General features: G+C 45.5%; 14 protein-coding genes. 9 read left to right on the top strand and 5 right to left on the bottom strand.

The features are described from left to right. Positions 1-12: 12 nt before the first annotated feature. The 8 genes from DWV53_RS04825 to DWV53_RS04860 all read left to right on the top strand — a co-directional run bounded on the left by DWV53_RS04825 (position 13) and on the right by DWV53_RS04860 (position 15,101). Positions 13-1,950, top strand: coding sequence for a RagB/SusD family nutrient uptake outer membrane protein (locus tag DWV53_RS04825; RefSeq protein WP_118152005.1), 1,938 nt, complete (start codon positions 13-15; stop codon positions 1,948-1,950). A 64-nt stretch (positions 1,951-2,014) separates the two neighbouring features. After that, positions 2,015-3,613, top strand: coding sequence for a DUF5123 domain-containing protein (locus tag DWV53_RS04830; protein WP_118152007.1), 1,599 nt, complete (start codon positions 2,015-2,017; stop codon positions 3,611-3,613). A 171-nt stretch (positions 3,614-3,784) separates the two neighbouring features. After that, positions 3,785-4,675 (top strand): Rpn family recombination-promoting nuclease/putative transposase, encoded by an 891-nt coding sequence (locus tag DWV53_RS04835; protein ID WP_118152009.1) that lies wholly within the window; start codon positions 3,785-3,787, stop codon positions 4,673-4,675. A gap of 57 nt (positions 4,676-4,732) precedes the next feature. After that, positions 4,733-5,050 carry a hypothetical protein gene (locus tag DWV53_RS04840; protein WP_118152011.1) on the top strand — a complete coding sequence of 106 codons (318 nt, stop codon included), beginning with the start codon at positions 4,733-4,735 and terminating at the stop codon, positions 5,048-5,050. Positions 5,051-6,050: 1,000 nt separating this feature from the next. Beyond that, on the top strand, positions 6,051-9,326 hold the full coding sequence (locus DWV53_RS04845) for a SusC/RagA family TonB-linked outer membrane protein (RefSeq protein WP_118152013.1): 3,276 nt from the start codon (positions 6,051-6,053) through the stop codon (positions 9,324-9,326). 24 nt (positions 9,327-9,350) lie between these two features. Then, positions 9,351-11,060, top strand: a complete 1,710-nt coding sequence (locus tag DWV53_RS04850; protein ID WP_118152015.1) for a RagB/SusD family nutrient uptake outer membrane protein — start codon at positions 9,351-9,353, stop codon at positions 11,058-11,060. Between the two features lie 243 nt (positions 11,061-11,303). Next, complete coding sequence (locus DWV53_RS04855; RefSeq protein ID WP_118152017.1) at positions 11,304-13,289, top strand: glycoside hydrolase family 28 protein; 1,986 nt, start codon at positions 11,304-11,306, stop codon at positions 13,287-13,289. 21 nt (positions 13,290-13,310) lie between these two features. After that, positions 13,311-15,101: a glycoside hydrolase family 43 protein gene (locus tag DWV53_RS04860; RefSeq protein ID WP_118152019.1), complete on the top strand. Its 1,791-nt coding sequence runs from the start codon at positions 13,311-13,313 to the stop codon at positions 15,099-15,101. Between the two features lie 112 nt (positions 15,102-15,213). Here the strand turns inward: DWV53_RS04860 and DWV53_RS04865 are convergent, their stop codons facing one another. The 3 genes from DWV53_RS04865 to DWV53_RS04875 form a co-directional block, all read right to left on the bottom strand. Continuing rightward, positions 15,214-16,647 carry a glycoside hydrolase family 57 protein gene (locus tag DWV53_RS04865; protein ID WP_118152021.1) on the bottom strand — a complete coding sequence of 478 codons (1,434 nt, stop codon included), beginning with the start codon at positions 16,645-16,647 and terminating at the stop codon, positions 15,214-15,216. 84 nt (positions 16,648-16,731) lie between these two features. Next, the gene (locus tag DWV53_RS04870; protein ID WP_022121648.1) at positions 16,732-18,000 is read right to left on the bottom strand and encodes a glycosyltransferase family 4 protein; all 1,269 of its coding nucleotides are present in this window, start codon (positions 17,998-18,000) and stop codon (positions 16,732-16,734) included. Positions 18,001-18,018: 18 nt separating this feature from the next. Next, complete coding sequence (locus DWV53_RS04875; protein ID WP_118152023.1) at positions 18,019-19,962, bottom strand: glycogen debranching enzyme N-terminal domain-containing protein; 1,944 nt, start codon at positions 19,960-19,962, stop codon at positions 18,019-18,021. Between the two features lie 212 nt (positions 19,963-20,174). Between DWV53_RS04875 and DWV53_RS04880 the strand changes: the two genes are divergently transcribed. Beyond that, on the top strand, positions 20,175-20,879 hold the full coding sequence (locus DWV53_RS04880; protein ID WP_118152025.1) for a Crp/Fnr family transcriptional regulator: 705 nt from the start codon (positions 20,175-20,177) through the stop codon (positions 20,877-20,879). 68 nt (positions 20,880-20,947) lie between these two features. On the opposite strand, the gene DWV53_RS04885 is transcribed toward DWV53_RS04880, so the two are convergent. Continuing rightward, the gene (locus DWV53_RS04885; RefSeq protein WP_118152027.1) at positions 20,948-21,877 is read right to left on the bottom strand and encodes a diacylglycerol/lipid kinase family protein; all 930 of its coding nucleotides are present in this window, start codon (positions 21,875-21,877) and stop codon (positions 20,948-20,950) included. Between the two features lie 98 nt (positions 21,878-21,975). Then, positions 21,976-22,932, bottom strand: a complete 957-nt coding sequence (gene miaA / locus DWV53_RS04890) for a tRNA (adenosine(37)-N6)-dimethylallyltransferase MiaA (protein ID WP_259318909.1) — start codon at positions 22,930-22,932, stop codon at positions 21,976-21,978. Between the last annotated feature and the right edge of the window lie 8 nt (positions 22,933-22,940).

Consider the following 22,940-nt stretch of genomic DNA (forward strand, 5'->3'; position numbering starts at 1 on the left):
GAGGATATAACAATGAATAATAAGAATATTTTTAAAGCATTATTGATAAGCGGATTGTTGCTCGGTACAACAACATCATGTAGTGACTTCCTCGACCAGCAGTCACCTTCGGAGCACACTCCTGATGCGGTAGCAACTTCACCTTACTATACTAGTCTTGTATTGAACAAGGCATATGGTGAACTGACAGAAGAGGGTATCTACGGACAGTTGATGGGTATCACCCTCGGTACCAACTCAGATATAGAGCTGATAGATGGTCAGGACGCATCTACCACTTCACAGACCAACAGTGAGCGTGGTGCCTGCAACTTCAACATGGTAGCTGGTAGCTGGTCTAAGATTCAGACCACCTGGGACAAGCTTTACGAGGGTATCGAATACAGCAACAATGTAATCGAGCTCGTAAACAACTTCGACACACAGAGTGGCAATGAAACCAAGAGCAACATCAAACTGATGCATCGCTACCGTGCCGAGGCTATCACAGTAAGAGCACTCCTCTACTTCAACCTGGTAAGAAACTTCGGTGACGTGCCAATGAAGCTGGAAGGAACTAAGACAGACTTGAGCAACATCTACGTAGGCAAGACTGACCGTGATGAAATCATGGACAGCATGATCGTAGAGTTGGAGCGAGCTATCCCAGACCTTTGCTGGGTAGGCGAGAACTCATATACCACAGAGCGCATCACTAAGGGCTATGCTCATGGCTTGCTCGCACAGATTGCCTTGCAGCGTGCTGGATGGGCTATCCGAGAAAGTCAGAAAGACGGATATGAGACTGCTGCAGAGAACAGCGACCCAACCTATCCTACACAGCGTCCAGGTGCAGCTGAGCGTACCAAGTATTATCAGTTGGCACAGACTCATCTCAATGAAATCATCAGCAAGGGCATTCACCAGTTGAACCCAAGCTATGAGAACGAGTGGTATCTCATCAACCAGAACAAACTTGATGACAAGTACTACGAGAATCTCTTCGAGGTAGCACTGGGTGTTAACAGAAGTGGTGAGTTAGGCTACACCATCGGTGTCCGCATCAATGGATCTTCTTCACGCTATGGTAAGAAGGGTAACTCATCAGGTAAGGTTAAGATGACAGCTCCTCTCTTCTGGTCATACGACCACAAGGACCAGCGGCGTGACATCACGTGCGTTCCTTATACCCTGAAAGAGACTGATGGCGTAATGAAAGAGTCATTCGACAAGAACTCACCATTCGGTATCTACTGCGGTAAGTGGGATATCCGTAAGATGAGCGAGGAATGGCGCCAGGCTGCCTTGGGAAGTACAGAAAAGGTATGTACAGGTATCAACTTCATTACCCTGCGCTACTCACAGGTTCTCCTGATGTATGCAGAAGTAATGAATGAGCTTAACGGCAATCCTGACGCGACTACAGGCGGCGTAAACGGATTGAGTGCCCGCGACGCTCTAGGCTTGGTACATGAGCGTGCATTCGCTGATGCCAACAAGGCTGATGCCAAGGCATACGTAGCTGGCATTTCTTCTGACAAGGATGCATTCTTCAATGCCATCGTTGACGAGAATGCCTGGGAGTTTGCAGGTGAGTGTGTACGTAAATATGAGTTGGAGCGCTGGAACCTCCTGAGCAAGAAGATAGACCAGTTTAAGGCAGACTATGAGGCTCAGATTAATGAGTATCCTGCCAAACTCTATTACAAGACCATCAAGACTGCTACAGATGTAAAGATTGATATGAATTCTGTATGCTGGTATGAGGCTCCTGAAAATACTGCCGATTACGAGTATGTAACCTGGTGGGGCGCTGAGGTAACCGATAAAGACCAGAAGAATCTGAAAGGCAAACTGCCATTCATCAGTTCATATCTCAATACAACTGTAAAGAACCGCTACCTCTTCCCTATCGCTACATCAAGTATCGCCGATTCACAGGGCAAGTTGAGTAATTCTTATGGTTATTAATAAGCGATTGCTACAGAAAAGCAATTCATCAACCATTCTAATAAAAGATAAAATTTGAATAATCATGAATTTATCTAAAATAAATAAAAGCGCAATCTCCGGAGCATTGATGCTCCTGGGATTTGCCTCATTGACATCTTGTACCGATGACAATGACTGGAGTGTTGACGCCAGCTACGACCGCCTGTTCCACTCTATCGAATTTTCGGTTACTCCTCTGGACGACCGTGCTGAGGTGAGCTTCAAGAAGATGCCAAACACCGACTATTACATCGTTGAGTACAGCACAGACTCTCTCTACAACGATATTCCTATGGGCGGCACCGACCATAGCGTTGTTGACTCTTCATTTGTAGATACTCCAGACAGCATCTACAATCTGGATGGAAATACAGAGTACTACATCCGTATCAAGGGTCGCAGCTTAGACGGCAAGTCTTCTAACTGGAAATACTTGGACAAGTTTAAGTTCAAGACCAAGGCTGAACAGATTATCACAGGCGTTGATGTAACATCAACCACTGCTACCGTCAGCTTCATTGCCGGCAAGACCATCGATGCTGTTTACTATTACAAGAGTTCAGAAGATTCTACCAAGGTTGACTTCACTGCCGAGGATGTAGCAGCTGGTAAGCTGACCATCACAGGCTTAAAGGCTAACTCTTCATACAAGGTGAAGTTGTGGAACAAGGAGAACCTGAGAGGTACTTACTCTTTCAAGACTACAGAAGCTTACCCAGAAGGCTATGATGTCATGACTCTTGCCGAGGGTGAGGACTTGGGTACCATCTTGGAGGAAGCTACATCAGACAAGGTTGTTATCGTGATGCCTAAGAATGCAACTTACCAGATGACAAGTTCTGATACTGGCGAACAGAAGGGACTCACCATCCCAGCCAACATCAAGAGCATCTACTTCTGGGGAACATCTGGCGCCGTTTCTACATGGAAGGTAAAGGAAATCAAGATTGAGGGTGCTAAAGACCTCATCCGTTTCTACAACCTTAACTTGGAGAACAAGGACAATAGCGCAGACTACATCATCAACTTGAACAAGAACGATAACATCGGTTCTATTCAGTTCGAGAAGTGTAACATTAAGAATACCCGTGGTATCATCCGTCTGCAGAAGGGAATAGCACCTGCCATCAACAGCATCAACTTCAAAGACTGCCAGATAAATAAGATTGGTTCTTACGGTGTGTTGGCAGCAGGCAAGGATACTCCTGAAGCACAGCTGGGAGAAGTAAACCTCACCAACTCTACCATCGCCAACCTCTCTGCAGGTCCTATGATTGCTGTAGCCAACAGTATGACAAAGGTGAATGTAGATCACTGTACATTGTATGACGCAGTTGTGGGCGGTAAGTATCTCATCGATACCAACAAGAACGCCAATATTATTCCAAACGTTAGCAACACCCTCATCGGTCAGAGTGCAGCATTGACAGATGCAACTGCAACAAGCTACAAGAACGCTCCATTCGTTGATGTATATTATACCAATGAATTCACTTGGAAGTCAAAGTTGCATATTGGAGATCCTGTAGATATTTCATCTGCAGAACTTTGGCTATCACCTTCAACAGGTGATTTCACTATCCAAGACAAATACCAGAGTAAGTATGGTAACTTCGGCGACCCACGCTGGATTGTACAGTAATAGTACTTACATCTGATAAATAATATGATTAAAGGTGCAATGTCCTCATCAAAAGTCGGGCATTGCACTTTTTTATTTTCTATTATTCTCTATCTCATTTTTACAATTAATTTCTTGGAAGTTACGAATAAAAAGCGTATCTTTGCAACGAGAACATAAAATCGCAAAGATATGGCAAGATACATCAACCCATTCTCAGACTGGTCGTTCAAACGAATCTTCGGCCAGGAATACAGCAAAGACTTGCTGATAGAGTTCTTGAACCAGCTGCTCTTGGGAGAGCAGCATATCACTGATGTGAAGTTTAAGGACAAGGAGATGTTGCCAGAAACGAAAGACCAACGAGGTATCATCTACGACGTCTTTTGCGAAACTGACACAGGTGAGCACATTATCGTTGAAATGCAAAACAGGAGCCAGTCCTATTTCATCGACCGGTCTCTCTACTATGCATCGAAAACGATAGTAGACCAAGGCATAAAAGGACAATGGGATTATCATCTCACACCTGTTTATGTTATCTGTTTCATGAACTTTGATGTAGATGAAAATACGCCAAAGAAGTTCAGAACAGACGTTGTGCTGGCAGACAAGGATAGCGGAGAGGTTTATTCTAACAAAATCCGCTTCATCTACTTGGTAATGCCTCTTTTCAAGAAGAAAGAGGAAGAGTGTACTACGTTTTTAGATTGTTGGATTTATAATTTGAAGCATATGGAGACTTTAGAAAAAATGCCTTTCGAGGCTCAGCATAAGATATTCAAGAGATTGGCAGAAATCGCCGACTCCAAGAGCCTGACCAAAGAGGAACAGGAGAAATACGACAACAGTATGATGGTCATGTGGGACAATTATGCTGTATATAAGCATGCTGAAGAGAAAGGAATAGAAAAAGGTAGAAAAGAAGGCAAAGAAGAAGGTAGAATAGAAGGTAAGAAAGAGGGCAAAGAAGAAGGTAGAAAAGAGTTTGCTTTGAAGTTGTTGGCGCACAACTTTCCATTAGACGAAATTGCCAATCTCACCGACTTATCTATCGAAGAGATTAAGAAATTGGAACAATAAAATGAGTTCTAAACGTGTACTACGTTTTTAGATTTTTGGATTTATAAATTGAAATATATGGAGATAGTAGAACAATTCCCTTGCGAAGCTCTTGATAAGATATTCAAGAAATTGGCTGAATACGCTGACTCCAAAACCTTGACCAAAGAGGAACAGGAGAAATACGACAACAGCATGATGGTCATGTGGGACAATTATGCGGTATATAAGTATGCCGTGGAGAAAGCCTATAAAAAAGGATACGAAGAAGGGAGGAAAAGGGTAAGCAAAAAGATTGCTTTGAAATTGTTGGCATACAATACTCCAATAGACGTCATTGCAAAATCCACCGGCTTATCTATCGATGAAATCAAGAATTTGGAACAATATAATTAACTGAACTTTCGCAAATTTTGCCCCACACGCCCTGGGCTAGGAGCTTTTGGGTCTTCACCCCGTACTTAAACCACTTGCGAAAGTTCAGTAGAATAATAGAGGGCGTGTCATAAGTGCGATAACATCCCCTCTTTTTGGGGAACTTCAGCCATTTCATTCAACTAACTCAGGCACTTCAGTCAACTAACTCAGGCACTTCAGTCAACTAACGCTGCCACTTCATTCAGCGAACTCAGCCGCTACATTCTATCAAATAAAGTGCCTCATTCGAGCTACGAATACACCTCTTCAAGCCAACGCAGTCGAATCTACAAGCCAACGCAGTCGAATCTACAAGCCAGCGCAGCCATATTTGGGTGCCAGCCCAGCGGTATGTAGCGACTCTATGAAACGTAAGAACTCATGCTATGAAGTGCATGGTTTCATCAGCTTACTTCAAAGCCCGAATTTATTGAACCGATTTTTTCTTCGATTCTGTTGTCACATCTGCCACTCGTACTATAACACTCTGATTATAAATGAATAACGGGTGGAAATAAGCGGTATTTTTATTATCACCTATTGTCACCTATTGCCACGCCCCATGGTAAGCGGCTCCGCTTACCATGGGCTGCTGAAATTACGTCACGACGTAGCATTTGCTGCGTCCCGACGTAATAACCAGTGCGTCGCGACGCAGCAACAGATACGTCGTGACGTAATTCCGGCTACCTCCTGCCCCATCAAATAAGCCTCACTTGCAAGCCAGAATCAACACCATTAAAGGCTATATTGTAAAAACAACACTTCCGAAAACGTTTACGTTAGATTTTTCGTTTATTTTATTCAACCTTTAAAAATTTTAATTACCTTTGTAGCAGAAATCTAAAGATTATTATCAAAAATCTAAGATTTCTTATGATCTATTGAGAATCAAACACGACAACAACTAATCGCGAATAAGTTCAATTAGACCAAAACTTAACAAGAAATAATAATAACCTACAAAACAAACATCGTTATGTATCAACAACTGAAACGTGCCAGCATGGCACTGACCTTGAGTTCGGTTTGTTTCCTCGCTTTTGCGCAGAAAACAATCCAAGGTACCGTTAAGGATGCTAATGGCGACCCAATGATTGGTGTAACCATTACTGACCAGAATGGTAAAGCAGGTGGCATCACCGACCTTGACGGTAAGTTTACCATTCAGAACGCAGACCCTAATGCGGTCTTGACTTTCAGCTACATCGGCTGCAAGCCTAAGAAAGTTAAAGTAGGAAGTCAGAAAACATGGAACATCGTACTTGAAGATGACAATGCAGCCCTTGACGAGGTCGTTGTCGTTGGTTATGGTACTATGCGTAAACGCGACGTAACTGGTTCTATCGCATCTGTCAACTCAGAAAAGATAGCCGCTCGTGGTACTACCAATCTTGCAGAGTCTCTGCAGGGTTCTGTTCCAGGTGTCAACATCACCCAGTCTGGTAGCCGCGCAGGTGCAGGCTTCAATATTCAGGTTCGTGGACAGGCTTCTATCAACAAGCAGGCACAGCCATTGTATGTTATCGATGGTGTAGTTTGCGACAACATGGACTTCCTCAATCCTGATGATATCGACCGCATCGACGTATTGAAAGATGCATCTTCTACCGCCATCTATGGTTCCCGTGCCTCTGCCGGTGTCATCATGATTACCACCAAGGGCAGCAAGGGTGCAGACAAGGCACAGAAGGCAACCATCTCTTATGACGGATATTATGGTATCAAGAAGTTGGCGCGCATGCCTGAGTTTATGGATGCCAACGAGTTTATGGATTACCGATTTGCCAGATATACCACGCTTAATGGAAAGAGCTACGATGGTTCTAGCCGCAAAGGTGTAGATGCTGATGGACATCCACATTACATCATCAAGAATACCGACTTGAATTCTGCCTTCCTGACCCGCAAGGGAGCAACCAGCTACAAAGACTCCAAACTTTATGACCTGATGATGGATCCAAGTTTCGACGGTTACGACTGGAAGAAGATGGTTACCCGCACAGCCGCCCAGCAAAACCACTTCATCAGTGCTGCCGGTGCTACAGAAAAGGTAAACTACCGTGTAGGTATGGGTTATCAGGGAGAAGAGAACGTATTCAAAGGCAACGACTATGAGCGTTTCAACTTCAAGGGAGCAATGGATGCCAAGCTCTCCAAGATATTCGAGGCAGGTTTCTCTACCAACATGTCAATGAGCCGCACCCAGGATGTATGTACTGATGGTACTTATTCTCCATACGTGAATGCATTCTATTTTAACCCATTCGTATCTCCAACAGATGCAGATGGCAACCTGATTCCTAACCCGGGAGCAAAGGCAGCCTTTGGTTCAGATGCACAGTTTACATCTACATATAACCCACTCATCGATTTGAATGACGGCAACTACACCAATGAGACCAAGATGTACCGACTGATGGGTAACTTCTACCTGCGTGCCAACATCATCAAGGGATTGAAGTTTACAACCACCTTCTCCCCAAACTACTCTCACAAGCGCCAGGGTATCTTCTATGCAACAGGTCTGAACGAGGGTAACGACGTAGGTTCAACTTACTACCAGAAGAACAAGACCAACTTCGGTTCAGTAGCCAATACAACCCGTGTAGACTGGACGTGGGACAACCAGTTTGACTACAACCGCACATTTGGCGACCACACCGTTGGTGCCATGGCACTGTTCTCACTGTACAAGAGTAACACAGAATATCAGTACGAAGAAGGCAAAGGTATCGCCAGCGACCATACTACATTCCACAACCTGGGAACAGCCAGCGGCGACAAAACCCTCTCAAGTTCTTATACTGAGTCATCATTGGAGTCATTTGCTTTCCGTGCCAACTATTCCTACAAGGGCCGTTACATGGCTACAGCTACACTCCGTACCGATGGCAGCTCACGCTTCGCAGACGGCAACCGATGGGGCTGGTTCCCTTCTGTAGCTGCAGCATGGCGTATCTCTGATGAAGCTTGGATGAAGCAGTTCAACAACTGGTTAGACAATGCTAAACTCCGTCTGTCATATGGTGTTACCGGTAACAACAATGTGGGTGACTATGTAACTATCGCTTCTGCTACAGGTCCATCTTATGTAACCATAGATGGCAAAGAGGTACAGGGTTATCATCCTAACGGATTGGTAAATACAGAACTCATCTGGGAGAAGGTAAAGGAATTTGATGTAGGTCTCGACCTGAGTTTCCTGAAAAACCGCATCAATGTAACAGCCGACTTCTATAACCGTCTTTCTGATGGTCAGATTATGTCACGTTCAGTGCCTATCGAAACTGGTGAGAAGACTTCAACCTTCAATGTAGGTTCTGTCCAGAACAGAGGTATAGAACTCGGTTTGAACTTTAACATCATCAACAAGAAAGACTTCTCCTGGAGTGCGAACGTAAACTTCGCCCGCAACTGGAACAAGATTAAGGAGTTGAGTAATGGTAAGGTTGATGAGGTAGCCAACAACTGGTTTATCGGCGAGCCACTGAATGTACTCCGTGACTATACCCATACCGATGTCATCACCGACAAGGGTGTAACCATGCACACCATGAATGGTGACAAGCACTATACCCTGAAGGAATTCTACGAGAAGTATGGCACTAAGTATAAGTGGTATGAAGGTCAGGTAGCCGTAAACGACTGGAACGATGACGGTAAGATTGACGACAACGATAAGCAGATTTATGGTTGTACCGATCCACGCTGGACCGGTAGTTTCACTACCAATGTTTACTTCAAGGGCTTCGACTTCTCTATCATGTTCTATACAAAGAGCGGATTCTGGTCACGCAGCTACTTCCATGAGAAGTATATGAAGTATGGCGACCGTGGTAATGCCCACATGCAACTGGACTACTACATACCAAAGGGAGCACCAATCATCGATCATGCAACAGGTGAGATTACAACCGCCACAGAGACCCACTACGGAAAGTATCCTTATCCAAACAACAGCGATACTTCGATGGGTGGTTACTTCGGTGACAAGGGTTCAGCCAAGGGAGAAGGTTTCCAGTATCAGAAGACCTCTTTCACCAAGGTTAAGAACATTACCCTGGGTTACACATTGCCTAAGAGCGTAGTAAACAAGGCAGGTATCAGAAATCTCCGTGTTTATGTAAACGTTCTGAACCCATTCTGCTTCACCAACTACAAGGGCTTCGACCCAGAGTGGGCATCACAGAATCTGCAGAATGGCGGTCCATCATCTGTAACCTACCAGTTTGGTGTAAATCTTAAGTTCTAATCTCATTAAATGAAGTAAACAATTATGAAAAAGATATTATATAGCGTAGCATTGGCGGCCTGCTGCATGGGAACCATGACAAGTTGCAGCGACTTCCTGGATGCTAGCAACAAGTCGAATGTAACTGATAAACAGACTTTTGCGACAAAAGAGGGATTAAACAACCTCGTCAATGATGCCTATCAGCATCTGCAAAACGTTTATGCAGCTCCTCTGTTCACTAGCTGTTTCTCAGCAGGTACAGACATGTATGCCGATGCCCGTAACAAGATGAACGAGGCATTGAACACTTACGAGACCTTGACTCCAGAAAATACGGATATCAAGAATCTCTATACTTACCTCTATTCAGGTATACGTGCAGCCAACTCTGTGTCATATTATGCACAGACAGCCCAAGTTGATGACAAGACGAAAGGTCAGCTTGTAGGCGAAGCCCGTGTATTGGCTGCTTACGAGTATTATCTCCTGGTAAACAACTTCGGTGGTGTGCCTATCATGAAGGACTTCCTCACCACAGCAGACACAGGATATCCTAAGTCTTCTGCTGCAGATGTATATGCCTATATCATCAGCGAGCTCGAAGATGTTATCAGCAAGAATGTGCTTCAGGCTTCAACAGCTACCAAGGGTGGCGGCAGAATCAGCCAGGAAACAGCCAAGGCTATCCTAGCCAAAACCTACCTTTCTGCAGCATGGGACCTCAACAAACAAGACTACTTCTCCAAGGCAGCAGCTCTTGCCGATGAGGTGATTGCAGGCAGAAAACTGACTACCCCATTTGCCAAGCTCTGGAAGGCAGACGGATCGGGCGATGACAACGAAGAGTTCCTTTGGGATGTGGAATATGATTTGGCTACAGCCAACAATACAACATCAGGTGGTACAGAATGGAGCGGTTACTACTGCAACTATCTGGGTGGAAACGAGGATAACATCAAGGCTACAACCTCCAGCTATGTACCAACCCTCTATGCCTTGCATTGTTTCAAGAAGGGAGACCAGCGTTACGATGCTACCTTCATGAAGGAATTGCCAGATATAAACAAGGGAAATGCTGCAGGTACCGGTTACTGGACCTGGTACAAGAATGGTGAGAGTCTGGTAGGTAAGCCAGTAACGCGATACTATTCTGCATGGTATGAAACAGATGCCGACTTTGAAGCATGGAAGGCTATAGATCCTGCAAACAGAGCAAACACCTATCGCATTCCGATGGATTCACAGAGCAAGGAAGCACAGAATATGGACGGCAGAGATATGGAATATTACGATAACCAGCAACTGGTATATGGTTCCAGTCCATGCAAGAAGTTTGACGACAGCAAGACTGCTAAGACAGAGAAGAACACCTGCTATCGCGACATCCATATCATCACTTTGCCAGAGATGTATCTCGTAGCAGCTGAGGCTTATCTGAAGGCTGGTGATAATCCTAAGGCATTGGCACGACTCAATGAGGTTCACCAGCGCGCTGGTCTTTCTGCACTTACAGGAACTATCACTATCGATGACATCCTTGATGAGAATGCATGCGAGAACTTCGGTAATGAGGCACGCTGGATGGATCTTCGAAGAACCCAAACCCTGGTAACACGTTGCACCAAATATAACCATGAGATGGGAGACAAGGCTGCCCAGTATATCGGCAAGAAGCTTCTTCGCCCTATCCCACAGGCTGCAATTGATGCCAATGACCAGCTGACATTAGCCGACCAGAATCCTGGTTACTAATCAAAGTCATTATGTTGATAAGAAAACTTATCAGGACATACGTTAATCATTAGGTTTAAGACCGTATTCTAGGGAGATAATTCCTGATGGATACGGTCTTTCTTTTGGTTCTATCGGCAAGGTATACGTAATCGTTTTCGTAGTTTTTCGCCCACTATCTGCATGCGGTAAGCAAAAATATCGTAACTTTGCAGAAAATCTTATAGAATACAATAATAATAAAATAAATAAACCTAAGAAGAAATGAAGAAATCAATCATTAAGACAGCCGTGCTGGCTGCGCTCATGGCTCTGCCAATGTTCGCTAAAGCACAAACTTTCGCAGGTATCACAGCCGAGCAGAACGCACAGAACACTCCAGAAGGATGGACTCCCGTAGAACTGCCACAGTTGCCAACCATCACTTCGGAAAACACGTTCAACATCAAGGATTATGGTGCTTCCACTACGGCAGAAGACAACACCAAGGCTATCCAGAAAGCACTTGATGCTGTGCCTACAACAGGTGGTATGGTCGTGATTCCTGCCGGTACCTGGATGTTTGGTAGTACAGATCAGATGACAAGCAAGACCGAGGTACTCAGCATCAAGTCAAAGACTGTGCTCCACCTTTGCGCAGGAGCGACTCTGAAACTCGTTGAATATGGTAAGGCACCTAACAACAAAACGCTCTTTATCGGTTGTAAGAACAAGAACCAGAGCGACATCGTTATAGAGGGCGAAGGTGAAACTTCTATTATCGATGGACAGGGAACCCGCTGGTGGGAGGCTCGCGACAACAAGGAGACTTTCAATCCTGGAGCCATGATCCGATTCGAGAAAGGCAGCCGATTCCTGATTCGCAATCTCAAGGTTCAGAATACTCCGGGTGTCAACATCACCTTGAGTAACAGCAATGGTGCGAACCATGGTACCATTCATGATGTAACCATCTATAACCCTTCTTCTGAAACCAAGACTGAACAGCCTTCTCATAACACAGATGGTATCTCGATCTGGGGACACCACATGAACATCTATAACTGCAACATCAGCACAGGTGATGATAACGTAGTTTGCGACAATGATGCACAGTACATCCATGTTTGGAACTGCGACTTTGGTACAGGACATGGTGCTTCTATCGGTAGTTTCACCAAAAACATCAAGCATGTATGGTTCGACAACATCACCATGAATGGTACAACTGCCGGTATCCGCATGAAGACGGGTATCAACAGCAATGGTACACTGCGTGGCGGTGGCGAGGAGGACTGGAAGTTCACCAACTTCACCATGACCAAGGTGAAGAACCCATTCTCTATCGATTGCTACTACGACAAGAACTACAACAGCGATCCTGCCGTAGACAAGGCAAATGCCAGAGCTCTTGATAGTACTACCCCTACCTACAACGGCATTCTGCTTCAGAACGTGAAGACAACAGATGTTTGCGATGGCAAAGCCATCTTCCTGATTGGCCGTCCTGAGAGCCATATCAAGAATGTAACACTCGACAACGTGCAGATTTCAGCAAAGAAGGGTATCGATATCCGCTTCGTAGATAATCTCGTGTTCAAGAACAACTCTAAGATTACCGTCAGCAGCGGTTCAATCTGGCTCAAGAAGTTTGATTCTACTTGGACAGACGAGTGTGGTGCTACGTCTACAGGTTCAGGAGTAGTAGATACAAAGGGACCTTTCACTTTGAACTCAAAGACTTTAACAGATAAGACAGCCGGTTCTTTTAGCAACGGCTTCGCTATCAGCAATGAGAAGGGAAAGACATACGATACTGGTTCTGGTACCAACTATATCAAGTATAGCGCAAATCAATACACCATCATCATTCCTGACGGCATAAAGATTGTCAAAATGGATATCGAGGGAAAAGACAATTACTCTGATGCAGATGCCTATCTCGGCGAGATAAACGGCACAAGCTACGATGCTTCTACCTATGTTTTTCCAAAAGACAAAAGTCTGAAAAAATATACAGTAGAGTTTGATTCACCTGTAGAGCACACGCTTACTTTCACTCCAAAGGTAAAGCAGTGCATCTTGCAGTTCACTCTCTATACAGAGACTTCTACAGGCATCCAGCCAATTGCTACCATCGCCAAGGTAGACAATAACAACATTTACGACCTCAGCGGTCGCATGGTGAAGCTCAATGCCAAGGCGGAAGACCTGCAAGGTCTCAAAAAAGGGATCTATATCTACAACAACAAGAAATACGTAGCTAAATAATTCATTTAAACATCGGTAACAATGAAAATAAAATCGCATTCACTCCTGTGCCTTCTCGCAACCATCGCTTTGAGTTCTCCGCTCTCTGCGGTGAGCGTGAATGCCCAGAAAGCGGTATCCAAGACATGGAATCCGAACCTGAAGAACGGAATGTACCGCAACCCGGTTATTGACGCCGACTACTCAGACCCAGACGTATGCCGTGTGGGCAATGACTACTATATGACCTCCTCTTCCTTCCAGTGTTTCCCAGGCCTTCAGATTCTGCACAGCACCGACCTGGTAAACTGGGAGATTATAGGTGCTGCCCTACTCGATGACTATCCTGTTTTGCCTGAATATCAGGGCACCGAACTGGACTGGCGCAAGAAGGTTCAGCATGGTAACTACGTATGGGCACCCTCCATCCGCTATCATGACGGATGGTTCTATATCTACTGTGGCGATCCTGACCAGGGACTCTTCATGACCAAGACACAAGATCCTCGTGGTCCTTGGGAGCCTATCACCTGGGTGATGAAGGGAAAAGGTCTTATGGACTGCTGCCCTCTCTGGGATGAAGACGGCAAGGCTTATCTTTCGCATGGATGCGCCGGTTCAAGAGCCGGTATCAAGTCTGTACTCTTCGTAGCTCCGATGTCACCTGACGGCACCAAGGTTATCGGTCCTTCACGCATCGTATATGATGGTCATGAAGACCAGCCTACCATCGAGGGTACCAAATTCTACAAGCGCAACGGATATTATTATATCATGAGTCCTGCGGGCGGAGTAAAGTATGGCTGGCAGGTAGAACTGCGTTCCAAGAATCCATACGGTCCTTACGAGGAGTATGTGGGTATGGCACAGGGAAAGAACAAGAAGGTAAACGGCCCTCACCAGGGTGCATGGGTAGATACCCAGAACGGCGAAGACTGGTTCCTCCACTTCCAGGACAAACATGCTTATGGTCGTGTGGTTCATCTGCAACCAGCCAAATGGGTAAACGACTGGCTCGTCATCGGTGACGACAAGGATGGTGACGGCTGCGGTGACCCTGTTCAGCAATGGAAGAAGCCAAACCTGCCATCAAGCGGTAACTTCCAGCCTAAGGAATCGGATGATTTCAACAGCGTAGATTTAGGTCTGCAATGGCAGTGGAACGGTCCTTACAGTCAGTACTGGTACTTCTGTGATGCCAAAAACTCCAAGTTGCGTCTCTATGGTGTGCAGCAGGCTGAAGATGTAAAGAACCTGTATGATTTGCCAAACCTCCTGCTCCAGAAACTCCCTACCGAGAACTTTACTGCTACTGCCAAGGTGAAGTTCATACCTAACCGCACCGAGGCTTACAAGGAAAAAGATAAGGTATTGGGCGAAAGCGCCGGCATGATCATGCAAGGCATGGACTATGCGGCACTCAAGTTTGTTGATACCAAGGAAGAGGGTGTTGTATTGCAATATGTAACCTGCGAGAAGGCTGAGAAGGGAAAGGCTGAGAAGGTGGTGAAGCAAGTAGCCATCAAGACCAGTAAGCTGCCTAAACCTTACACCGTGAAGTATGCCGTAGATGATATTCCTTCTTCCCGCATCGCTACCCAGGATGTATGGCTTCGCGTGAAGGTTCATAGCGAAGGTATCGCCAACCAGATACAGGCTATCGCTGAATGGAGTTACAGTCTGGATGGTAAGAAATTCACCAAGATAGGCAATCCTTTCACTGTGCGTGAAGGCAAGTGGATTGGTGCCAAGCTCGGTTTCTTCAACACCCGCACAGCCAAGAAGAACGATGCAGCCTTCTTCGACGTAGACTGGATTCATTTCGAAAAATAACGCTTTCCAGCTAATGCGTTATTTCAGAGAATATTTTGGGAAACAAAAAAATCCCCCTCATTGCAAATCAATGCAGCGAGGGGGATTAATCTTTATGAGTAATCTAAAAATTCTAATCTTTCTTTTCTTCTGTAGGCTCTGCCTTTGTTGTTTTCTTGGCAGGAGCCTTCTTGGCTGCAGGCTTAGCTGCGGCCTTCTTGGCAGGAGCAGCCTTAGCAGGCTTCTCGCCATGGTGCTTCTCTGCCTCCTTCTCTATCTTTTCAATCTTAGCCTGAAGACGGACAATCTCCTTGTCCTTCATCTCAAGCTCTTCATCCTGATTCTTGATGGTAGTAAGCAGGCCCTCAAGCTGATCGTTATCAACATCAGCAGGATAGAGGTCGTTTACTCGGGTGATGAAGTCGCCAAGAATGTTCATATAGTTAGTGAAAGCATCGAAAGGACTTGAATAGATACCTCTGTCAAGACCCACATTGCTTGGCTTGGTAGTCATGAAGCGGAAGTTGTTACTTGCCTGCAGGTAATCCCAGTCCTGATTGATACGTGGATCGTTGGCGATACGTACACGGTCTGCCACACTGTAAAGTTTGTTGAAAGCCTCACGCTGCATCGGGTTACCCAACCATGAACTTACATCACGCTCCTCGTCTACCCAACTCAAGGTATCAGGCACATTCACCTCGCCTACCGACTTGATCTTCTTGCAGATTTCTGAAGGTGTTGAGAAGGTGATGCCACGGTCCTTGGCACACTGAGGCAGTGCCTTCATAAACTCGAGGATGTTGCTTGACAGAGGCTGGGCAATACCAAGAGCAGAAAGCTCCATGAAGATATTGATAACCTGCTCTTCCTCTGGGAAGGCAGCAATCTGGTTCATATAGTTGTCGGCAAAGAGTGGATAACCGTCCCAATCGCTGTTGCTGAAGCGCAGAGAGATATCATCGCTCAGGTTCACATCGCGCAAAAGGAGCTTCAACTTAGGGTTCAGGGCGCAATGGTAAACATAGTGAGGAGACTTCCAGCCGAGCACGTGCTTGGCACCCTCGGTGAGCATACCAATGAATCCCATGTTGGCAACATCGTTACCGATATCATCGCTGTAGATGAGCGAAGAGTTGCGCAATACGGTAGGTTTCTTTCCGAAATATTCCTCAATCTTAGTACACTGGCGCATCACCTCATCCTTGAAACTTGCCTCATTAACCAGAGAAGCAAGTCCGTGAGAGTAAGGCTCAGCCAGGAACTCTACACAACCCGTATTGTTGAGCTGCTGAAGCTTCTCCAGCACCTGAGGAGCATGAAGTTCCAACTGCTCCATACCCACACCCGAAAGCGAAAAAGCTATCTTGAAATACTTGCCGTTCTTTTCAATCATCTCCTGAAGGGCATTCAAGGCTGGCATATAAGAGCGCTCAGCAATCTCGTTGATGCTACGGTCGTTCTCGTAGTCATCATAGTAATAATGGTCGGTACCGATGTCGAAGAAGCGGTAGCGTTTCAGATGGGTAATCTGATGTATCTCGAAATATAAACAAATTGTTTTCATAAAATTTGAAATTTGAACGTTTAACTTGTAAGATGAGTAAAGCCTCAAAATTATTCATTCTTCGTTCTTCACTCTTCACTTAACCTACTTCCACCCTAAGGTTTTGAGGTACAGGTCTTTGATGCGGGCTCCCACTTTCTCCCAGGTAATCTGGTCTACTTCTTTCTTGCCTTCCTCTGAGAGATAATCGAAAAGACTCTCGTTGTGACAGATGCTGTAGATGGCATCAGCAAGGGCATGGATATCCCAGTAGTCTACCTTGATACAGTTGGACAGAATTTCTCCACATCCACTCTGCTTGGAGATAATGGTTGGTGTGCCGCACTGCATAGCTTCCAAAGGTGAGATACCGAACGGCTCGCTCACAGATGGCATCACGTAGACATCACTGTCTTTCAGACATTCATAAACCTGTTTGCCGCGCATAAAACCAGGGAAGTGGAACCGGTCGGCAATGCCTCTTTCGGCAGCGAGATAAATCATCTGGTCCATCATATCGCCCGAACCTGCCATACAGAAACGCACATTGCGGGTACGGTGCAATACCATGTTGGCAGCCTCAACGAAATATTCAGGTCCCTTCTGCATGGTAAGACGTCCCAGGAAGGTTACTACCTTCTCCTTGCCCTTATGATTTGGGCGTGGAATATCCTGCCACTCCTGCTTCAATGGGTATACGGCATTGTGCATGGCAAAACACTTGCGTGGATCCTGGTGATACTGGTGAATCACCGTCTGGCGGGTCAGTTCGGATACACACATGATGCAGTCGGCATTATCCATACCGTCTTTCTCGATTGCGTAAACGGTAGGGTTCACCTTTCCACGGCTACGGTCGAAATCAGTAGCATGAACGTGGATGCACAATGGTTTGCCACTCACGCGCTTGGCATGAATTCCGGCAGGGAATGTAAGCCAGTCGTGAGCATGGATAATATCAAATTCTTCTGAACGGGCTACAACTCCGGCAATGATGCTATAGTTGTTGATCTCGTCATGAAGATTTGACGGATAACCACCGGCAAAGTCCATACAGCCGAGGTCATTTACATGCATATAGTTAAAATCGGCATAGATGTGGTCACGGTAGCGGAAATAATCGTCCGGATTCATGATATTGCCTACGCGCTGCTGCACATAGTCGTGATTTACATCTCGCCAGGCGATAGGCACACTGTTCATTGCCACAATCTTGCAGGCACTGCGGTCCTCATCACCGAAAGGATGAGGCAGACACAATGTGATATCAACATCGCCCTGGGCATGAAGTCCCTGGGAGATACCAAAGTTGGCAGTTGCCAAACCACCAAATACGTGAGGAGGATACTCCCATCCAAACATTAAAACTTTCATATAGCAGTCCTCCTATTATTAATATTGATATTTTTCAAGTAACTCGAGCGCACGCAGAATCTCAGCCACATTCATGGCGAAAGAGATGGCACCACGACCTGCGAATGGAGGGTTTCCATCGAAGAGTTCGCTGATGGTACCGAGACAGTGGGAAGACATTTCGTCCTCATAACCTACCATCTGGCGTTCGATAAAGCTCAAACGGGTACGCTTATAGAGTTTCAGACTTGCCTCCATATAGAAGCCACCGAGCCATGGCCATGCCGTACCCTGATGGTAAGCATAGTCGCGCTGGGTCTGCGGACCTACATAAACAGGATTATATCCACCGCTCTTTGGCGAGAGTGAACGCAATCCCTTAGGAGTAAGGAGTTCGCGTGTACAGATATCAAGAACCTGCTTCTTCTGGTCTTGCGACAATGGAGAATAGTCGAAAGCCACTGCAAATATCATGTTCGGGCGAACGCTCCAGTCCATCATATTTCCATCAACATAATCGTAGAGATAGCCATATTCATTGAGGAAGGTATCGAGGAACGCCTGCTTTGTCAGCTCAGCCTGAGCCAGGAGTTTCTGCTGGCTGTCTTCTTCGCCAACTATTCCAGCGAGAGAAGCACAGAAGCACAAAGCGTTATACCACAAAGCATTAAACTCTACGATATAACCTGTACGTGGAACCACTGGTCTGCCGTTGGCAGTAGAGTTCATCCAGGTAACTGCCTTGTCCTTACCATCGGTATAGAGCAATCCGTTCTCTTCGAGCTTCAGGTTCGGATGCTTGTTATCCTGGATAAAGTTGATAACATCCTTGATAAACTGTCCATACTTCTTGAAGCATTCTTCCTTGCTGGTTTCCTTGGCATACTGCTGCAAAGCCCAGATAGCCCACAATGGCACGTCAGGCTGCTCTATCTCAGCAATATGAACGCTGACCGGCTTGCCTTCCATAAACTCGTAGTATCCCTTCATGGCAGTCTTCATCACCAGTTCGAAGTAGTCATCTTCCTCGATAGAGAGGGTGAGACCCGGAAGAGCGATGAATGTATCGCGGGCTCTGCACTTGAACCAAGGGTAACCTGCCAGGATATAACGGTCATCGTTCTTTTCACGACGATGGAACTGATGAGCCGCATTGACCAGACAGTGGAAGAAATTGTCACGAGGCGAACGCTCATCCACTTCCTTGTCGAAGAGCTTCTTCAGGCTGACTGCCTTGATTTCTGATGTAGAAGCAGCAAAGACGATGGTTTCGCCTTTCTTGATATCCATTTCAAAATAGCCAGGAACATAGAGGTCTTCGTTAGAAGCATAACCTCTCTCCTGCTCCTTTGGATATTCCACGCCACGATACCAATCTGGACAGAATTTAAACTCGTTTTTCTTGGAGAACTGCATATAGAGATCAGGATAACCTGCATACATACAGGTCTTGATACCATGATCTACCTCAGCATAATCACGAGATGCGGTAGCATTCTCATGAGTAAACTGACGGACACTGCGGAAAGCCAGAAAAGGACGGAAACGAAGGGTTGTAGCCGAATGGCCGTCTACCAGGGTATAGCGAATCAGAATGCGATTCTCATAATGCTGGAATACAACTTCCTTTTTCAGGATAACACCACCTACGCGATAAAGGGTAGTTGGCACTTTATCACAATCAAACTCACGAATGTACTTGTGGCCCATCGGACTGTAGTTGTTGCCCTGGTACTTGTGCAAGCCGAGGTTAAACTCTGCTCCATGCTGAATCACCGTAACATCCAGCGAACTCAAGAGCACATGATTCTCATCGTCCAGTTCAGGAACCGGCACGACAAGTAATCCGTGATACTTGCGGGTATTACAGTCTACAATCGTTGAGCACGAATATGCACCCGAGCGATTTGTTCTCAACAACTCCTTAGGCAACGACTCTTGAAGATTCGTCATAAGGGCCTTTTCGAATTTTAGATAACTCATAGATCTATATTAAGGTTCTATATTTTTGTTGACTAAATTAATTGCTTTCAAAGGTAACACTTTTTTGTGGTATAACAAAGTTTTTTGTATGCCATTTTTAGAAAAAATTGCCTTTTTATGTTTTAAAACATATTTTTAGACAAAAATGCTTGATTATTTCGAGAAAAAGCATTACTTTTGCACTCAGTTTTCAGTTTAAAAGATTTGTACACATGGCAGCTAGAGGAAAATACGATAAAGAAAATATAGCAATGCTGATTGCTAAGCTATGGGGAGGCATCACTGATGACCAGTTCGATTTACTGAAAGAACATCTGGAAACCAAGAAGTATAAGAAGAACGAAATCATCTACAAGAACGAGGGTACTCCCGAATATGCACTATGTCTCATAGCGGGAAAAGTGAAGATATACAAAGAAGGTATCGGTGGCAAGAGCCAGATTATCCGTGTTATCAAACCGATTGAATTTTTTGGTTTCAGAGCCTATTTTGCGGATGAGATATACAAGACGGCAGCCATGTCGCTGGAAAACTGCGTCGTTGCCCAGTTCCCGCTGGCAGTTCTCATGAAACTGATCTCCAAGAGTTTCAACATCGGCTTCTTCTTTATCAAATATCTCAGTGTGGAAATAGGTAAATCGGACGACCGTACCGTGAACCTCACCCAGAAACATATCCGTGCCCGACTTGCCGAGGGACTGATATTTCTGAAAGACTCTTATGGGTTAGAAAAAGACGGAAAAACTCTTGACATCCGATTGAGTCGTGAAGATCTGGCAAATCTCTGTAATATGACAACGAGCAATGCCATCCGTACGCTCTCAGCCTTTACGGCAGAAGAACTCATCAATACAGAAGGAAGGAAAATCAAAATCTTACAGGAAGAAGAAATCATAAAAATAGCAGAACTCGGATAAAGTTCTGCTATTTTTTATTTATATGTTTTACATTATACGTTTTTATTACCTTATTACGGGCATACCGGTTATACAGGTATCAGAAAGTTGATAACCTCCTGAATTACAGTAATCTGGAATGGGCCTACCGGCGTATTCATCAATCTGCCATCAATACCTATCAGGGCATGCTGGGCATCGAGCACCTCTACCTCTCGGGTACGGTAAGGATGCACACTCTTATGGTTGAGGAACTTACCTTTCACAAAAAGATAGATTCCCTCGAAGAGCTGGGTTGTCTTAGGATGAGATACCACCGACACATCGAGCAGTCCGTTATATGGCACAGCATTCGGGGTCTGTCCATATCCAGTTCCATTGCCTATACACATCGTCATCACTCTACGCTTGATAACATCCGAATTGATTTTCACATGCATCTTATAGTCCAGACGCTGGAATATCATCAGGATGAAGGAACAGAGAAACGACAGGGTACGTGAACCGAAGATATGATGGGTTTTTCGTCTCAGGTTCATGATGGCGGCAATGAGTCCGATATTGATACAGTTGAGGAAATAGCGACGGCATTTCTCCCCCTTCTTATTCACATAGCGGATACAACCGAGGTCAATCTTTCTGATACGACGTTTTTTCAGCGACGCCACCGTCTTCTCGATATCGCTGTCGCTGAATCCCCAGAAGTGGGCAAAGTCGTTCATCAGTCCGTTAGGAATAACACCCAGTGCCACCTCTTCTCTTTCTTTCGGATCTATCTGCATCAGACAGTTTACGGCATCATTGAGCGCAGAATCTCCACCAACGATGACAATGGTCTTATAACCATTGTTGATAAACATTCTGATGAGCCGTTCTACGCTCTTCTGATTCTCGCTCTGCACAAAGTCGTAATCTACGCTCTGCTGCTTGAGCACCTTCTCTATTTTTTCCCAGCGCTTGTTACTTCGCCAGCCTCCTCTAGGGCAATAAAGCAGCCCCCATTTATTCTCGTTTACCATTGTCTCTTCTTTGTAATTAGAAAAATATTACTTCCGTCTAGCCATCGTTGCATCCGATTCCATCGGATGCCAGCCCTAGCCAGATTCCAGGCCGCAGCCTAGCTCCTCATCAGCTCCAAAACCGTCTCCACCTTTTTCTCCATTGGCTGCAATGCATCTACCCAATGGATAGTAAAGCCTCTGCGCTCCATACCTCTGAACCACGTCATCTGCCTTTTGGCAAACTGATGGATTGCTATTTCCAGACCGCGATACATCTCATCGTATGAAGTCTTACCGATTACATATTCTGTAATAAACTTATATTCCAAACCATAATAGATGAGATTTTCGGCAGGAATACCACGATCTAGCAGTCCCTTGATTTCATCTACCATTCCCTCATCCAATCGCTGTTTCAGTCTCCGTGAAATTTTCTCCCTTCTTGCGTCCCGGTCTATGCTGACACCGATAATCAGCGAATCAACCGCAGGGAGTTCACGTTCGGGCATCGGATGCTCCAGATTATAGCTTTCAATCTCTATCGCCCGGATAGCTCGCTGTGCTGTATCCACGTCTGTGCGATTGTGCATATTAGAACCCGTTTTCGCCTTCAGCTCTTTCAGTATCAGCGTAAGTTCCTCTAAACTCTTATGAGCCAATGATTCACGGAGTTCCGGGTTCTGCGGAACAGGTGAGAGATGATAACCTTTCAGCACCGACTCAATATAGAGTCCTGTACCTCCACATAATATCGGAAAAGCCCCTCTCTTCTGAATATTCTGATAGGCATCATAAAAATCCTGCTGATATTCAAAGAGATTATATTTCGTACCAGGCTCACAGATGTCAATAAGGTGATAAGGTATCTGCTTGCCATGGATGGTATAGTCAGCCAGATCCTTACCCGTACCTATATCCATGCCGCGATATACCTGGCGGCTGTCAGCACTAATGATTTCAGCGCCCTTGGCAGGGGTACCCGACAAATGGGCACCCAGGCTATTGATCCTGGCTGCAAGAGCGGCAGCAAGACTCGTCTTACCACTCGCCGTAGGTCCCAATATGGTTATCATCGAATATT

It is taken from the genome of Segatella copri, from assembly GCF_003465495.1.
In the GTDB taxonomy this organism is placed as follows: Bacteria; Bacteroidota; Bacteroidia; order Bacteroidales; family Bacteroidaceae; genus Prevotella; species Prevotella copri_G.

What these genes read in the sequence shown, in the direction of transcription:
- DWV53_RS04830 (WP_118152007.1), top strand. Translation starts at nt 2,015, where the DNA reads ATGAATTTATCTAAAATAAATAAAAGCGCAATCTCCGGAGCATTGATG.
- DWV53_RS04835 (WP_118152009.1), top strand. Translation starts at nt 3,785, where the DNA reads ATGGCAAGATACATCAACCCATTCTCAGACTGGTCGTTCAAACGAATC.
- DWV53_RS04850 (WP_118152015.1), top strand. Translation starts at nt 9,351, where the DNA reads ATGAAAAAGATATTATATAGCGTAGCATTGGCGGCCTGCTGCATGGGA.
- DWV53_RS04870 (WP_022121648.1), bottom strand. Translation starts at nt 18,000, where the DNA reads ATGAAAGTTTTAATGTTTGGATGGGAGTATCCTCCTCACGTATTTGGT.
- DWV53_RS04860 (WP_118152019.1), top strand. Translation starts at nt 13,311, where the DNA reads ATGAAAATAAAATCGCATTCACTCCTGTGCCTTCTCGCAACCATCGCT.
- DWV53_RS04885 (WP_118152027.1), bottom strand. Translation starts at nt 21,877, where the DNA reads ATGGTAAACGAGAATAAATGGGGGCTGCTTTATTGCCCTAGAGGAGGC.
- DWV53_RS04865 (WP_118152021.1), bottom strand. Translation starts at nt 16,647, where the DNA reads ATGAAAACAATTTGTTTATATTTCGAGATACATCAGATTACCCATCTG.
- DWV53_RS04845 (WP_118152013.1), top strand. Translation starts at nt 6,051, where the DNA reads ATGTATCAACAACTGAAACGTGCCAGCATGGCACTGACCTTGAGTTCG.
- miaA (WP_259318909.1), bottom strand. Translation starts at nt 22,932, where the DNA reads ATGATAACCATATTGGGACCTACGGCGAGTGGTAAGACGAGTCTTGCT.
- DWV53_RS04855 (WP_118152017.1), top strand. Translation starts at nt 11,304, where the DNA reads ATGAAGAAATCAATCATTAAGACAGCCGTGCTGGCTGCGCTCATGGCT.
- DWV53_RS04880 (WP_118152025.1), top strand. Translation starts at nt 20,175, where the DNA reads ATGGCAGCTAGAGGAAAATACGATAAAGAAAATATAGCAATGCTGATT.
- DWV53_RS04840 (WP_118152011.1), top strand. Translation starts at nt 4,733, where the DNA reads ATGGAGATAGTAGAACAATTCCCTTGCGAAGCTCTTGATAAGATATTC.
- DWV53_RS04875 (WP_118152023.1), bottom strand. Translation starts at nt 19,962, where the DNA reads ATGAGTTATCTAAAATTCGAAAAGGCCCTTATGACGAATCTTCAAGAG.
- DWV53_RS04825 (WP_118152005.1), top strand. Translation starts at nt 13, where the DNA reads ATGAATAATAAGAATATTTTTAAAGCATTATTGATAAGCGGATTGTTG.